The sequence below is a fragment of the Acidaminococcus sp. CAG:542 genome (assembly GCF_000437815.1).
Taxonomy (GTDB): Bacteria; Bacillota; Negativicutes; order Acidaminococcales; family Acidaminococcaceae; genus Acidaminococcus.
In genome coordinates this window covers 10,389-25,386 of the sequence record NZ_FR902050.1, presented here as the reverse complement: position 1 = coordinate 25,386, position 14,998 = coordinate 10,389, and the positions used below count along the sequence as shown (strand labels likewise).

The 14,998-nt window shown below is 58.6% G+C and carries 11 protein-coding genes and 1 pseudogene; 3 read left to right on the top strand and 9 right to left on the bottom strand.

Annotated features, from left to right (window positions below; all coding sequences use genetic code 11):
* Positions 1 to 226 precede the first annotated feature (226 nt).
* Positions 227 to 1,099, top strand: coding sequence for a YitT family protein (locus QVO43_RS03630; protein ID WP_022487233.1), 873 nt, complete (start codon positions 227 to 229; stop codon positions 1,097 to 1,099).
* A 365-nt stretch (positions 1,100 to 1,464) separates the two neighbouring features.
* Here QVO43_RS03630 and QVO43_RS03625 read toward each other — a convergent pair whose 3' ends face one another.
* Complete coding sequence (locus QVO43_RS03625; protein WP_022487232.1) at positions 1,465 to 2,403, bottom strand: LysR family transcriptional regulator; 939 nt, start codon at positions 2,401 to 2,403, stop codon at positions 1,465 to 1,467.
* Between the two features lie 122 nt (positions 2,404 to 2,525).
* On the opposite strand from QVO43_RS03625, the gene QVO43_RS03620 reads away from it, so the two are divergent.
* Positions 2,526 to 3,812: a Na+/H+ antiporter NhaC family protein gene (locus QVO43_RS03620; protein ID WP_022487231.1), complete on the top strand. Its 1,287-nt coding sequence runs from the start codon at positions 2,526 to 2,528 to the stop codon at positions 3,810 to 3,812.
* A 410-nt stretch (positions 3,813 to 4,222) separates the two neighbouring features.
* Here the strand turns inward: QVO43_RS03620 and gltS are convergent, their stop codons facing one another.
* The 4 genes from gltS to QVO43_RS03605 all read right to left on the bottom strand — a co-directional run bounded on the left by gltS (position 4,223) and on the right by QVO43_RS03605 (position 9,621).
* Positions 4,223 to 5,422, bottom strand: a complete 1,200-nt coding sequence (gene gltS / locus QVO43_RS03615) for a sodium/glutamate symporter (protein ID WP_022487230.1) — start codon at positions 5,420 to 5,422, stop codon at positions 4,223 to 4,225.
* Between the two features lie 16 nt (positions 5,423 to 5,438).
* Positions 5,439 to 6,509: a DNA polymerase III subunit delta gene (gene holA / locus QVO43_RS03610; protein WP_022487229.1), complete on the bottom strand. Its 1,071-nt coding sequence runs from the start codon at positions 6,507 to 6,509 to the stop codon at positions 5,439 to 5,441.
* A 12-nt stretch (positions 6,510 to 6,521) separates the two neighbouring features.
* A complete protein-coding gene (locus tag QVO43_RS10120) occupies positions 6,522 to 8,405 on the bottom strand; it encodes a DNA internalization-related competence protein ComEC/Rec2 (protein ID WP_369678674.1) in 1,884 nt (627 codons plus the stop codon).
* Between the two features lie 454 nt (positions 8,406 to 8,859).
* On the bottom strand, positions 8,860 to 9,621 hold the full coding sequence (locus QVO43_RS03605) for a ComEA family DNA-binding protein (RefSeq protein ID WP_022487227.1): 762 nt from the start codon (positions 9,619 to 9,621) through the stop codon (positions 8,860 to 8,862).
* A 42-nt stretch (positions 9,622 to 9,663) separates the two neighbouring features.
* Between QVO43_RS03605 and QVO43_RS03600 the strand changes: the two genes are divergently transcribed.
* Entirely contained in the window at positions 9,664 to 11,007 is a 1,344-nt protein-coding gene (locus QVO43_RS03600) for an MATE family efflux transporter (protein ID WP_369678673.1), read from the top strand.
* A 413-nt stretch (positions 11,008 to 11,420) separates the two neighbouring features.
* Here the strand turns inward: QVO43_RS03600 and QVO43_RS03595 are convergent, their stop codons facing one another.
* The 4 genes and pseudogenes from QVO43_RS03595 to QVO43_RS03580 all read right to left on the bottom strand — a co-directional run.
* Positions 11,421 to 11,876: a cupin domain-containing protein gene (locus QVO43_RS03595; protein WP_347567389.1), complete on the bottom strand. Its 456-nt coding sequence runs from the start codon at positions 11,874 to 11,876 to the stop codon at positions 11,421 to 11,423.
* Positions 11,877 to 12,343: 467 nt separating this feature from the next.
* Complete coding sequence (locus QVO43_RS03590) at positions 12,344 to 12,946, bottom strand: nitroreductase family protein (protein WP_022487224.1); 603 nt, start codon at positions 12,944 to 12,946, stop codon at positions 12,344 to 12,346.
* Between the two features lie 131 nt (positions 12,947 to 13,077).
* Positions 13,078 to 13,704, bottom strand: a pseudogene (locus tag QVO43_RS03585) (UTP--glucose-1-phosphate uridylyltransferase); the annotation flags it as partial.
* An 87-nt stretch (positions 13,705 to 13,791) separates the two neighbouring features.
* On the bottom strand, positions 13,792 to 14,998 hold a 1,207-nt coding region (locus QVO43_RS03580; protein WP_288174456.1), incomplete at its 5' end, for an aminopeptidase.

Below are 14,998 nucleotides of genomic sequence, written 5' to 3'. Positions count from 1 at the left end.
GATCCACCCCGATCCCAGCCAGGCGACCCTTCGATGAAACCCGTTGTTTCCCCACCCTCCGACCCTGACGCCGTAGGGGCGCGCCGCAGGCACGCCCTTCCCGGCCGCCGGTTTTCCTATATTTCCAGGAACCCGCCTTGCGGGTTCCTTCCAACTGCAAAGCGGCCCTGCCGCTTTTCCCCATACACCGGGGCTGCCCTGCCAGCCCCCAAAGGAGGTCCTGCCATTGAAAAAAAACATCATCCGCTACTGCATCACTGCCCTGGGATGCCTGCTGATGGCCCTTTCCATCAACGCCTTCTTCGTCCAGCACCATTTCCTGTCCGGCGGCATCTCCGGGGTATCCATCATCCTGTACTACCTGACCGGCTGGCCCCCGGGGATCACCAGCCTGATCTTCAACATCCCCCTGTTCTACATAGCCTGGAAATACATGAGCCGCCAGTTCTTCATCGACAGCGTCATCGGCACCGTGCTGTTCTCCCTGGCCCTGGACGGCACCGCCTTTGTCCAGGCCTACGTGAACATCCCGGACAAGCTCCTGTGCTGCATGGCCGGGGGCGCCCTGGGCGGCCTGGGCGGGGCCCTGGTGTACCGGTCCGAAGCCTCCACCGGCGGGGTGGACATCCTGGGCTTCCTTACCAAAAAATACTACAACATTTCCGTAAGCACCACCAACTTTCTCTTCGACTGCTGCGTCATGCTGGCCGCCGTGGTGTTCCTGGGGCTCACCCCGGTGCTCTACAGCCTGGTGCTGTTCTTCATCACCTTCAAGGCCACCAACCTGTTCATGGTGGGCTTCGACTACAAGAAACAGGTGATCATCGTGTCCACCCACGCGGAAGAGATCAGCCGGCGGATCATGGACGAAGTGAACCGGGGGGTCACCATCCTCCACGGAGAAGGGGGCTACACCCGCCGGCCCCTCCAGGTGATCCTGGTGGTGGTGAAGCTCACCCAGCTGGCCCACCTGGAAACCATCATCAAAGAAGTGGACCCTATGGCCTTCGTAACCATCCAGGACGCCAACAACGTGTTCGGCAGAGGCTTCACCCAGCCCAACCTGGATCTGGAAGAGGAGCGGAGGCTGAGGAAGTAGGGGCTGCTGCGCTGCAGCAGCCCTGTCAGCGGTCAGCGGCCGATGGTGGCCGGATGCCGGGCATCCGGCTTTGAACCTATGGCCCTCTGGGCGGCCGGGATGGGCTCGCCTTCGGCAAGCCCCTACAGCGTTGGGGTCAGGGGATCACTGCGGCGATCCTGGGAACGGGGTTGTCAAAGGATCCGTTTCCCTGACCGTTGAGATCCACCCCGATCCCAGCCAGGCGACCCTTCGATGAAACCCGTTGTTTTCCCCCCTCCGACCCTGACGCCGTAGGGGCGCGCACCAGGCACGCCCTTCCCTGGCCTGCTATTTTCCTATATTCCCAGGAACCCGCCTTGCGGGTTCCTTCCATCGGCTAGAGACTAGAGCCTGGAGACTGGCTCCCGGACTTTTTCCGCACATTCCATGAACTTTTCCACCATGCTCCAGGTGCGGCCCTCTTCTTTCCATCCGAAACAGATGGGATAACTCATTTCCTTCCCCAGGGGCACCTCCACCAGATCCTTCCGCTGGTCCGGCTTCAGGAACCCTTCCACCAGGTAATCCGGAGAAAAACACACCCCTGCCCCGGCCACGCACATTTCCAGCAGCAGCTCCAGGTTGTGGGACTTCACCTTCTGCCGGGGCTGGAACTTCAGGCCCTTCAGGTACCGGGCCACCAGATACCCTGCCAGGTCCGCCTCGTCAGTCCGGAGGAAAGGACAGGCCTGGAGCACCCGGGCATCCCGGGTTTCCTGCAGCTTCCGGATCACCTGGTCCGTCCCTGCCCCATACTGCCGCTCCAGCAGCTTCCGGTCTGCCAGCAGCCGGATTTCCTCCTGCTGGATCACCCGGGTCCGGATCCCGGGGATAGCTTCAGGGAAATAGGCCACCACCAGGTCCGTCCCCCCTTCCTCCAGCTGCCGGAGCAGTTCCGCGTTGCTGTCCTCCCGGATCTCCACTTCCATCAGAGGATACCGGGCCTGGAATTCCCCCAGCACCCTGGGCAGCAGGATATGACCTCGGGTATAGGCGATTCCCACTTTCAGCCGGCCCCGGTCCCGGTGATTGATGTCCTGGAAAGCCTGGCCCAGGGACCGGTATTCCCCCTGGAACCGCCGGGCATACTCCAGGAACACCTCCCCTCCGTAGGTCAGCTGCAGGGGCACCTTCCGGACAAACAGCCGGCACCCCAGCTCCTTTTCCAGCGCCGCGATCTGGCCGCTGAGAGTCTGCTGGGTAATGTACAGCCGGTCCGCCGCCCGGGAAAAACTGGCCTCCTGGGCCGTCATCAGGAAATACCGGATGGTGTTGAAATTCATGGAACTCTCTCCTTTCGTATTATCGTCTTTTACCTGTATTATATACTTTTATTAACAGTTTGTATACGATGATGAAAACTGGTACACTGCAGGTATCCAAGGTTGCGAAAGGAGCCCTTCTTATGGAAAACCGCGTCCTGCTGCTGTTCTGTCTCATCCTTCTGGCATTCGTCCTGTTCCAGGGTCCCCTGCTGGGTGCCCTGGTCCTGGGCTTCCTGCTGTTTGCCGGCTACGGCCTCCATCAGGGCCACAGCCTCCCTCAGGTGCTCACCATGGCCTGGGAGGGGGTCCTGGGGGTCCGGACCATTTTCCTGGTGTTCCTGCTCATCGGCCTCCTCACCGGGGTGTGGCGGTCCGCCGGCACCATTGCCTACCTGGTCACCGCCGCCGGCCAGCTGATCCATCCGGCGCTTTTCCTGCTCCTGGCCTTCTGGCTCAACTGCAACATTTCCTTTTTGCTGGGCACCAGCTTCGGCACCGCCGCCACCATGGGGGTGATCACCATGAAAATCGGCATCAGCCTGGGGATCCCGCCCCTGTTTACCGGGGGAGCCATCCTGTCCGGGGTGTATTTCGGAGACCGGATGAGTCCCGTTTCCACCAGTGCCCTGCTGGTGGCCGTCCTTACCGGTACCAACCTGTACCGGAACCTGCGGAACATGGCCCGTTCCACCCTGGTGCCCTTTGTCCTCTCCAGCCTGTTCTACCTGTCCCTGGGGTTCCTGTCCCGGCACCAGGGACAGACTGCGGCCCCTGCCGCCGCCCTGGCCAGTCTGTACACCTTCACCCCCCTGCTGCTGCTCCCTGCCCTGAGCATCCTGGTGCTGAGCCTGCTGCAGGTGCCGGTCAAGACCAACCTGGCCGTAAGTATCCTGCTGGCTTCCCTGCTCAGCCTGCTGGTCCAGCACATGTCTCCGGCCGCCCTGCTCCAGGTGCTGGTCTGGGGCTACCATGTTCCCGATCCCTCCCTGGCCTCCCTGACCGATGGAGGCGGCATCCTGTCCATGGTCCAGGTGGGGGCCATTGTGTGCCTTTCCTCCTCCTATGCCGGGATCTTCAAAGGCACCGGCCTCCTGGACGGGCTCCAGGAACGCTGCCTGGGCTGGGCCCGGAAATGGGGCTGCCAGACCGCCGCCACCCTCACCGCCCTGTTCACCTCCCTGATTGCCTGCAACCAGTCCTTCACCATCCTCCTGACCCACCAGCTGTGCCGGAAACTGCCCTGGACCCCGGAAAAGGCCGCCCTGACCCTGGAAGACACCGCCGTCCTCCTGGCCCCCCTGGTGCCCTGGTCCATTGCCTGCGCGGTGGTGCTGGAATCCGCCGGAGCTCCCGCCGCCTCCATTCCCCTGGCCTGCTACCTGTATCTGATGCCCCTGTGGAATCTGTGGACGGAAAGACCCGGCTGACAGGAGAAGTCCCTGTCAGGGGCCGGTGGTGGCCGGATGCCCGGCATCCGGCTTTGAACCTATGGCCCTCTGGGCGGCCGGGACGGGCTCGCCTTCGGCAAGCCCCTACAGCATTGGGGTCAAGGGATCACTGCGGTAATCCTGGGAACGGGGTTGTGGGCGGATCCGTTTCCCTGACCGTTGGGATCCACCCCGATCCCAGCCAGGCGACCCTTCGATGAAACCCGTTGTTTCCCCACCCTCCGACCCTGACGCCGTAGGGGCGCGCCAAAGGCACGCCCTTCCCTGGCCTCCAGTTTTATACAATCAAAAGGACCTGGCTCATCCGGCCAGGTCCTATCCTGAAGCTTCCGACTTCCGACTAAAAAGGGACTGTTGCACATGCAACAGCCCCTTTTTTCTTCCGTATCTTATTTAAACATATTGATGAACACCATCAGGATACCGGAGTTGCAGAAGTCGATGAACATGGCCCCTACCAGCGGTACCGCGAAGAATGCCCGGGGAGCCGGACCATAGTTGGCAGTGATGGCACTCATGTTGGCCATGGCGTTGGGGGTTGCGCCCATACCAAAGCCGCACACGGCGGAAACTTCAACAGCCGCATCGTAGTCCTTGCCCATGGCGTTGAATACCACGAAGGTGGTGTAGAGAGCCATGAACACAACCTGTGCCACAGCGATGATGGCCAGAGGGCCGGCGATGTCGAACAGTTCCCAGATCCGCAGGCTCATCATGGCCAGGGACAGGAAGATGTTCAGACCAACATCCCCTACGGTGCCGATTTCCTGCATGGGAACAGGCAGCCCTTCTGCGTGGTCAGAGATGTTCCGGATCACAGCTGCCACGATCATGGAGCCGATGTATCCAGGGAAAGTCAGGCCAACACTGGTGAAGAACTTGCTGACGATGGTCCCGATACCCATGGCAACCAGGATTTCACCGGTGGCCAGCATGAAGTTTTCCGGAGTCATGGCCAGCGTGGCATTTTCTTCCATGCTCTGGGCCTTTTCGTTGGCCCCTTCCATATCTTCCTTGGTGCTGTGGAGATGGAATTTTTCCAGCAGACGGTGAGCCACAGGGCCGCCCATCAGGGACCCGGAGATCAGACCGAAAGTAGCCATGGCGATGGCCACAGTGGTGGCCCGTTCAACGCCGATGCCTTCCAGCATGGGACCGAAAGCCCCGGAAGTCCCATGGCCGCCAACCAGAGGAATGGAGCCGGCGCACAGGCCCAGCAGCGGATGCAGGCCGGTGGCCTTGGCCACGCCCACACCGATGATGTTCTGGAAGGTGATCAGGATGGCGCACACGATGGTCAGGATCAGTACGTCACGGCCGCCTTTTTTCAGCAGGGCATAGCTGGCGCTGAACCCTACGCTGGTGAAGAACATGTTCATGAAGAAGCTCTGCTGCACCGTATCCAGTTTGATGGCACCGGTGCCCGCTTCGAACAGAGCCAGGTTGATCAGAGCGAACAGCACACCGCCGATAACCGGGTTGGGGATACAATAGGTTTGGAGAAATTTGATTTTCTGTTTGAGAAATTTACCCAAATAATAAAGTAAGATACCTACAGCCAAAGTTTGGTAAGAATTCAAGGCAAACATTTATTACGTTCCTCCTTTAAGTTCTGTTTTTTCCTACAAGGGTAACCAACACTTCCTCAAGCCGCGACCAGCTGCGTCCCCCCTGCCGGGACTCCCCCATCAGCTGTGCCAGTCCGACCATGCAAGTCTGTAAGGATTCATTCGTAAAATAATTGCTGTGCTGCATGGCCAGCTTCACCGCATAAGGGTGTATCTTCAGAGTGGATGCAATCGCGTCCTGTCGAGCACCTTTTGCCATCAGTTCCTTCACCTGGAGAAGCCGCCGCAAAGAAGCAAAGAGCCGGGATACGATCCCCGTGATCCCTTCGCTGCCGCTGGTGGTCCGTTCCTCTTTCAAGAGAGTCAGCACCTTATCCAGCTTCCTTTCTTCCACCGCATTCCCCAGAGCAAAGCCGGAGATTTCCGGCAATTGCGAGAACATCCGGGCCACATCCTCCTTCTGCCAGATCTTCCGGTCCCCTGCGTACAGGGCGATCTTGGCGATTTCCTGCTGCAAAAACAGCAGGGGCACCGTTTCCGCCGCCGATACGTATTCCTGGATCAGATTCATGGCATCCGGAGCGAACCGGGCTCCATAGGCCTCCGCCTGGCTCCGCAGCCAGGGCTGGAGCTGGTAGGCACGGACAGGGGCACATTCCACCACCGCCGCCTCCCGGCTCATGGTCTTGTAAAAAGACTGCCTTTTGTCCAGCTTGGTGCACAGGCAATAGACGTAAGAATACTCCGGCACATCCTTCAGCAGTTCCGTGAACTGCTCCAAAGGCGTGGCCGTTTTCTTCCTGCCCTTCCCTGCCGGCTTCCGTTCCTTCTTTTCCTTTTCGCCCAGCATCCGGGGGTCCTCAATGACCACCCAGTTGCCGCCCCCGAAAAAAGGGACGCTGTTAATGGCTTCCCGCAGTGCTTCCAGTTCAAAGTCCTTTTGGAAATTCCAGACCGCCGGTTCCGCATCCGGGGCAAAAGCCCGCTGGCGGAACGCCTGGCCCACGGCTTTCTTAAAGAACTCCTCCTCTCCCCAGGCGATGACAACATGGGGACACGCTGGATTTTTCCGCAGACTTTCCAGAAATACATCAGCCGTTGTATTCACATCGATCCACTCCTAGAAAAAATCTTGTTGCCAGCGATAACTATACCATACAGGACCCCTGCCGTCAAAAACCACCTTGATGGCGCCTCCCGTGTCCGTCCGGGCCACCGGGATGCCAAGCCCGTCCAGCCGCTCCAGCACCTCCCGGTGCGGGTGGCCGAACCGGTTCCCCCGGCCCGCCGAGATCACCCCCAGCCGGGGCGAAACCCCGGCCAGGAACTCCGGACAGGAAGAAGACCGGGAACCATGGTGAGAGACCTTCAGCACATCACTGCGGACAGCCCGGGCCGCCGCCCTCAGCTCCTCTTCCCCGGTAGCATCGCCGGTAAAAAGGACACTGTAAGGACCGGAAACCAGCCGGACAATCCCAGAGTTCTCATTCTCCCCTCCTTCCTTATATTCTGTGGGTGCTTCTACAATTTGTATTATACTCTTTTTTTTGCATATTTTCTGGTTTGTTTGCATTTTGTATACAATTTTTCTGTTTTGTCTAAATTGTTCCAAAGATATCAGTTTTGCTACTGTTTTGGTGGGAAATCCATCAGTTCCTGTCAGATCGGGGGCAGGGAGGGCCAATGCGGAGATGGGGAACCAGTGAGAAAGGCCTGCTGCTCCCCCGGCATGATCCAGATGCCCGTGACTAAGAATCAGAAGATCCACTTTATCAGCTCCCAACCACCGGAGAAAAGGAACCAGGATCCGTTCTCCCGTATCATACTGTCCAGGCAATCCCCCTGTATCCACCACGATGATTTCCCGTTCCGGCGTAACAGCCACAGCACAGTCCCCCTGCCCTACATCCAGAAAATATACCGTAAATGGCTGGGATTGGAACCTGGGCAGAGCCAGTACAGTCACCAGTCCCAAAGAAGCAGCGGCTATGGTTCCTGTTCTCAGACGGGACCGGAATGGCTGGAACCACCCTATTTCCAATACAGACAGAACCAGCAAAATATACAGTGGCCACAGCCACCAGGATACTTGACCCGTAACCAGCTGGGTACCCGGCAGTCTGGCCAGGCTGTTCCCCATCCAAAGAGCCGTTCCCAGCAACTGAGAAACGCCGGCCAGGATAGGCCTTGCGGGAACAATCAGTCCCATACATCCCAAGACCGCGCCAACAGCACTTCCTGTAAGACACAGAGACAGCAAGGGGACCAGAAGTAAATTGGCCCACAGAGAAACCGGAGACAACGAATGGAAATGTTCCACCAGAAATGGCAGACTCAGCAATTGAGCACTGATGGGTACAGCCAGTCCCTGTGCCAAGGGGCAGGGCAGAAAAACACCCAATTTTTCAGCAACAGACCTGCGAAGAGTCATTAAGCCAAGGGCTGCCGTAAAAGACAGCTGGAATCCTGGATCCCGGCACCACCAGGGCTTCCAGGTAAGAAGCAGGATGGCAGCCAGTCCCAGGAAGGCCGTGCCTCTGGCCCGACGGCGGCCTGCTCTGCCCAAGAGGACTCCCATTCCCAGAAGCACCGCCCGACACACCGATGCCCGCAGCCAGCAAAGTACTCCATAGCCCAATAGCAGCACCATAATCAAGGGAATGGCGGCCTTCCGGGGAATATGGAACAAACGGGCGCCTCCTGCAAGAATCCCCATCAGCAATGCCACGTGACTGCCGGATACGGACAGCAGATGGCTCAGCCCACAGCGTTGGAACATCCGGAGTGTCTCAGACGAAATCTGCTGGCTGCCTCCCAGCATCATTCCTTCCAGCAGGGCACTGTCTTCCGGAGCCATGGAATGGCGCAGCTGCTGCCTCAAGGCTTTGCCCAATTTGTAGATCCGGTCCGTCCATGTCAGATTCTGGGACAGGATCCGGCAGTCCCTTCCGTTCACCTGGAGTCTGCCCCCTTCTCCCCGTATGGCTGCCCCTACTTCCGGCATCTGAACTCCCGGATTATAGAATCCATCAATCGGTTGGAGAGGACCTGTTGCCTGGACAACCCCATACTCTGGTTGGAAGGAACCAGCCTTTCGGACAAAGACCCGGATACGGCCCCGTTTTTCTTCCATTAAAAAAGTCATGCTTCCCTGTCGGCTTTTTTTGACTGTCCCTGGGACGATTCTGCCTGTAAATGTATCTCTCTTGGACAGGGCAGATGTCATCCGGGCTGCTGCGGTCTCTTCCATACCACTTCGCCACGCTCCTGCGCAGAACATACAGCCCATGCACACCCCTATCCAGACTTCCCCAGGGAGTTCTTTTTTGCGGATAAATACAATGAAAACTCCCAAAAAGGCCAGTCCTGTAACCCACACCAAAACGGGAAGCCATTTGTCCAGACCTACCCGGACTCCGGCAACGTAGGCCATGCTGCCTGCCAGTACCGGATCCATCTTACACCTCCACCAGGGCCCGCAGCCGCTGGAATTTGGATGGCCCAATGCCGGAAACATTCTGAAGATCTTCCGGGCTGCGGAAAGGCTGCTGCCGCCGATATTCCACAATCCTTCTGGCCAGCGCCGGCCCTATCCCCGGCAGTCCGGTCAGTTCTTCCACACCTGCCTGGTTCAAGTTCACTCTGCCTGCAGCAGCCGGTGGCGGAAGCCCTGAATCGGCTTCTGCTGCAGGATTGACAGTCCCTGTACCTGGGGTTTCACCCCCAGTTGGGTCAACGGTTCTGGTCTGTACCGGTTTCCTGGCACTTTTTTTCAGGAGCGGGACGTTCACATGACTTCCATCTTTGCACTTTTTGGCCAGATTTACTCTCGTCAGGTCAGCTTCTTCCGTAGCTCCGCCTGCCTCAGCCAACGCTTCCTGATACCGGATGCCAGGTTTTACCTGATACAGTCCCGGTTCCCTAACCGCCCCGCTGATGTAGATGGTAATGGTTTTTGGTTTATCAGCAGGAACTGTAACGCTTGGCCTTTCAGACGGTATTTCCGCTGCTTCCGGAACCGTTTCCCGGGTGGCCCAAAAGCTGCCGCCCACACAAAGGGCCACCAGCACCACCACCACCGCCCATTTCTTTTTCTCCCATGGATCCATCATTTGCTTCTCCTCCTCAAAAAGATTCTGTAGGGACCCTTCTCCGCGAAAAGGAAAATTCCTTCCTGAGTGGAAAAATCGGGTGGTGAATGGACATTTCTCGTCTTGCATTCCTCCTCCATCTCCGTTACACTGGTACCATAAACAATCGAGGTGACAATTTTGGAACGGGATTATCTGGTTACGGACCGGCCCATGAAGGCCCTTTTTGTTTTTTCCCTCCCCATGATTCTGGGGAACTTCTTCCAACAGCTGTACAACACCGTGGATTCCGCCATTGTAGGGCGGTATGTGGGCGAACAGGCCCTGGCGGCAGTGGGGGCATCCTATGCCCTGACCACCGTGTTCATCAGCATCGCCATCGGCGGGGGCCTGGGAGCCTCAGTGCTGGTGAGCCGGTTTTTCGGAGCCCATGCCTATGACCGGATGAAAGAATCCATTTATACGGCATTTGTGGCCTTTCTGGTGCTCAGCACCGTGCTGGGGGCTTTCGGGTATGTTTCCAGCCGGCAGATCATGGCCTGGCTGAAGACCCCGGCAGAATCCCTTGCCATGGCGGATGTGTACCTGCAGATCTATTTTCTGGGGCTGCCCTTCCTCTTTATGTACAATATCATCTCCGCCACCTTCAACGCCCTGGGGAAATCCCGGTACCCCCTGGTGTTCCTGATCTTTTCCTCCCTGCTCAACGTGGGCCTGGATATCTACATGGTCCGGAACCTGGGCTGGGGGGTGGCCGGGGCTGCCTGGGCCACCCTGATTTCCCAGGGGATCTCGGCGGTGCTTTCCTATGGCGTGTTCCTCCGGCTGATCCGGCCCCTGGGACAGGCCCCCCGGTATTTCAGCCTGGACCTGTTCCGGAAAATGGGCTCCATTGCCCTCCCCTCCATCCTTCAGCAGTCCATCGTATCCATTGGCATGATGCTGGTCCAGAGCGTGGTGAACAGTTTCGGGGCGGCGGCCCTGGCGGGATTCTCCGCGGCCATGCGGATCCAGTACTGCTGCACCGTGCCCATGAGCGCCATCGGCAACGCCATGAGTCCCTACACCGGCCAGAACCTGGGAGCAGGACGGAAAGAACGGGTGATCGAAGGGTACCACAGCGCCAACAAGCTGGTGGTCCTCTATGCCCTGGTGATCCTGGTGGTGCTGGAAGGGTGGAACGAACCCATTATCCGGTTCTTCCTGGGGGACAAAGCCTCCCCCACCGCCCTGGCCACCGGCACCTCCTTTTTGCAGTTCGTTGGGTTCTTCATCAGCCTCATCGGGTTCAAAATGGCAGTGGACGGAGTGCTCCGGGGAGCCGGGGACATGAAGCTGTTCACCCTGGCCAACCTGACCAACCTGGCCCTTCGGGTGGTGATTTCCGTAACCCTGGCCCCCCTGTTCGGCATCCAGATGGTATGGATGGCAGAACCGGCAGGCTGGGCCGCCAACTGGGCCATTTCCTATTACGAGTACCGGACGGGAAAGTGGGAAGGGAAGGTGAAGGTGTGAAAAAAGCCGCCCCTGAGGGTGGCTTTTTTGTCAACGGTCAGCGGCCGGTGGAAGCCGGATGCCTGGCATCCGGCTTTGAACGTTTTTGCCCTCTGGGCGGCCGGGACGGGCGTGCCTGCGGCAAGCCCCTACGCCGTTGGGGTCAGCGGATCACCACGGAAAATCCGGGAAACGGGATTGTCGGGGAATCCGTTTCCGGGACCGTTGTTATCCACTCCGATCCCAGCCAGGCGACCCTTCGATGAAAACCGTTGTTCCCCCATCCTCCGACCCTGACGCCGTAGGGGCGGGCCCCAGGCACGCCCATCCCGGCCGCCGGTTTTCTCCATGCAAAAAGGACCTGGACAAAAATCCAGGTCCTTTCCTTTGGCCATTGACCCTTGGCCCGCGACCAGCCTGCCTCCGGCAGGTCTTTATTTCTTCGGTGCGGCTTCGGGATGGTTCTTTAAATAGGTGTCGTTCTGGGCGATTACGTCCAGGAACACCAGGGGTTCTTTCTTTTCGTTCCGCAGGCCGTGGGACTGACCGGGACGGGCGATGGTCACATCCCCTGCCTTCACCACCGTTTCCTTGCCGGTGCCGTCGGTGAAGATCCCTTCCCCGGATACGATGATATAGGCGTCTTCATTGAAACCGTGTTTGTGGCAGCCGATGGAAGCACCCTTTTTCAGGGTCAGATAGCAGATTTCCTTGATGGCAGAATCCGGGGCGGCCTTGTCCCGGGCAAAGGCGAATTTCCCGTAGGCAGTGCCCTTCCCTTTGGCTACATCCTGTTTGTCAAAGGTAAACAGATCGCCTTTGTGGTACACCTGTTCATCAGGTTTGAAAGGAGAATCCGGGGATCCGGCGGCAAACACCGTACCACCCATAAGGGTGGCACCCAGAGTCAGCAGCAAAGCCAGTTTTTTCAGTTTCATGAAAACCCCTCCTCATAAAATTCAAAATAATTGCATATTTATTGTAGCACTTTGTTCGGTCAGCGGCAACGGTTAACGGTAAAGGGGCAGCGGCCGGGACGGGCTCGCCTGCGGCAAGCCCCTACGTCGTTGGGGTCAAAAGTTCATCACGATGATCCTGGGAACGGGATTGTCGGGGAATCCGTTTCCCTGACCGTTGTGATCAATTCCCCGGTCCCCGCCAGACAACCCTTCGATGAACCCCGTTGTTTCCCTACCCTCCGACCCTGACGCCGTAGGGGCGCGCCGCAGGCACGCCCTTCCGTGGCCTGCGGTTTTCCTGTATTTCCAGGAACCCGCCCTGGGGGTTCCTTCCATAAAAAAGAACCCGCCCCCAAAAGGCGGGTTCTTTCCTTTGGCCGTTGACCGAGTTGCTGCTCTTACTTCTTCACCCACACCCGTTCCTTCACATCCAGTTTCTCGATGGGTTTGGGATCAGCGGTGGGTTCCCCGAAGGGCATCTGGGCCACCAGGGTCCAGCTGTCCGGCACTTCGAAGGCCGCCTTGATGGCATCGTCGATGATCGGGTTGTAGTGCTGGATATTCACCCCCAGCCCCAGGTCCGTGAGAGCCGTCCACAGGGCGAACTGGAGCATCCCGTTCCCCTGGCTGGCCCATACCGGGAAGTTGGCCGCGTATCCCGGAAACTGTTCCTGGAGCTTTTTCACCGTGTCCGTTTCCTCAAAATACAGCAGGGTGCCATAGGCAGCGGCAAACCCCTTCACCTTGGCTTCCGTAGGAGCGAATTTCTCCGCCGGCACGATTTTCCGCAGGGTTTCCATCACAATGTCCCACACCTTGTCATGGTACTTCCCCAGGGCCACGATCACCCGGCCGCTCTGCATGTTGAAGGCCGAAGGCACCTCCCGGGTCACCTTTTCCACCGTGTCGATGATGGTGTCCTCGCTCACCGGGATGTTCCGCCCCAGGGCATAATTGGTCCGCCGATGAGCCACCGCCTGATAAAAATTCCGTTCCGTCATGATATTCATCCCCTTAACTGTTATTTTACAAAGTACATTTGATGGGTATAGTATACCATATGGGTGGGGAAAAGGGAAGGGGCGCGCCAAAGGCACGCCCTTCCGTGGCCTGCGGTTTTCCTATGACAGCCCTATTCCATTTTCTCCGCCAGTTCCTTCAGATAGGCCTTGAACGCCGGGCCCAGGTCCTGTCTCCGCAGGGCGAATTCCACGGTGGCTTTCAGGTAGCCCAGCTTGTCACCGGTGTCGTACCGTTTCCCTTCGAAATTGTAGGCATAGACGCTTTCGTTGTGAGCCATCACCCGGAGGGCGTCGGTGAGCTGGATTTCCCCGCCCTTCCCGGGCCGGGTCTGTTCCAGTACATCGAACACATCCGGGGTGATCACGTACCGTCCCAGGGCGGCAAACCGGCTGGGAGCCTCTTCCACGCTGGGTTTTTCCACCATGTCCTTCACCTTCAGCAGGTTGTGGTCGTCGGTTTCCTCCCCGTCGATGATCCCGTAGGCGGACACCTGTTCCGGCTTTACCACCTGGCAGCCGATCACCGTGCCCCCGGTCTTGTCATACTGGTCCATGAGCTGCTTCAGGGCTGGTTCCCCGCTGCCGTTGTACACCACATCATCCCCCAGGATCACACCGAAGGGTTCCCCGTCGATGAAATCCTTGGCGCAGAGGATGGCGTCCCCCAGGCCCCGCTGGTATTTCTGCCGCACATAGTGGATCTTGATGCTGGAAATGGCCCGGACCTGCTTCAACAGTCCATGCAAAAAGGACCTGGACAAAAATCCAGGTCCTTTCCTTCGTCTGCTGACCGCTGACGGTGCTGCTGCCAGAGCAGCCGCACCTCACTTGCTCTCAAAAAACGCCTTGTACGCTCGGTAGGTTTCGTAGGCATCGGCTTTGCTCAGCAGGTCGTAGGGGGAATGCATGCTGAGCATGGCGGTGCCGCAGTCCACCACTTCGCAGCCCCAGTCCGCCAGCATGTAGGCAATGGTGCCGCCCCCGCCCTGGTCCACTTTCCCCAGTTCCCCGATCTGCCAGGCCACCCCGGCTTCGTTGAAAATGGTCCGGATTTTCTGGATGAACTCGCTGTTGGCGTCGTTGCTGCCGCCCTTGCCCCGGGCCCCGGTGTATTTGGTAAGGGCCACCCCGTAGCCCAACAGGGCCGAGTTGTCCTTTTCCGTCACTTCCGGGAACATGGGATCCAGGCAGCTGTTCACGTCCCCGGAGAGCATTTCGCTGTTTTCCATGGTCTCGTAGAAGTCCAGCAGGGTGCCCCGGTTCTGCAGGGCCAGCAGCTTCATGACGAACTTGGCGAAATAGGAGGACTGCATGCCGGTGTTCCCGTAGGACCCGATCTCTTCCTTGTCCGCAAACAGGGCCGCCTGGGTCTTTTTCCCGGCCCGGGCGTCCAGGATGGCTTCCAGGTTGGCGTAGGAGCACACCCGGTCGTCCTGGCCGTACCCGGCAATGAGGGACCGGTCAAAGCCCACATCCCGGCTTTTCAGGGCGGGCACCAGTTCCAGTTCCGCTGTGGTGAAGTCCTCTTCCTCCACCCCATAGGTTTCCTTCAACAGGTCCATCAGGGCGTCCTTCACCTTTTTGTCCTTGTCCGTATGGGTGCCGATCACCGCCTGGAGCTGTTCCCCGGTGACCCCTTCCGCCAGGGTCTTCTTCATCTGGTCCTGGGCCATGTGGATCAAAAGGTCCGTAATGTAGAACACCGGATCCTTTTCGTCCATGCCGATGTTCACTTCGATTTTCTTCCCTTCTTTGGTGTGGATCACCCCCACCAGGGCCAGAGGGATACAGGGCCACTGATACTTTTTGATGCCCCCATAGTAATGGGTCCGGAAGTACACCACCCCGTCCTGTTCGTGGACCGGGTTCCCTTTCAGGTCCAGCCGGGGAGAATCGATGTGGGAGCCTACGATTTTCAGCCCCTCATGGACCGGTTCCTTCCCGATCACCGCCAGGATGCAGGCCTTGCCCTTCTGATTCCAGTACACCTTGTCCCCGGGTTTCAGGGCTGCGGCCTCATACAGGGGCTTG

Coding starts and splice junctions, on each gene's coding strand:
- QVO43_RS03625 (WP_022487232.1), bottom strand. CDS start 2,403: ATGAATTTCAACACCATCCGGTATTTCCTGATGACGGCCCAGGAGGCC.
- QVO43_RS03620 (WP_022487231.1), top strand. CDS start 2,526: ATGGAAAACCGCGTCCTGCTGCTGTTCTGTCTCATCCTTCTGGCATTC.
- gltS (WP_022487230.1), bottom strand. CDS start 5,422: ATGTTTGCCTTGAATTCTTACCAAACTTTGGCTGTAGGTATCTTACTT.
- QVO43_RS10120 (WP_369678674.1), bottom strand. CDS start 8,405: ATGCCGGAAGTAGGGGCAGCCATACGGGGAGAAGGGGGCAGACTCCAG.
- QVO43_RS03605 (WP_022487227.1), bottom strand. CDS start 9,621: ATGCAAGACGAGAAATGTCCATTCACCACCCGATTTTTCCACTCAGGA.
- QVO43_RS03595 (WP_347567389.1), bottom strand. CDS start 11,876: ATGGGTGGTACGGTGTTTGCCGCCGGATCCCCGGATTCTCCTTTCAAA.
- QVO43_RS03590 (WP_022487224.1), bottom strand. CDS start 12,946: ATGACGGAACGGAATTTTTATCAGGCGGTGGCTCATCGGCGGACCAAT.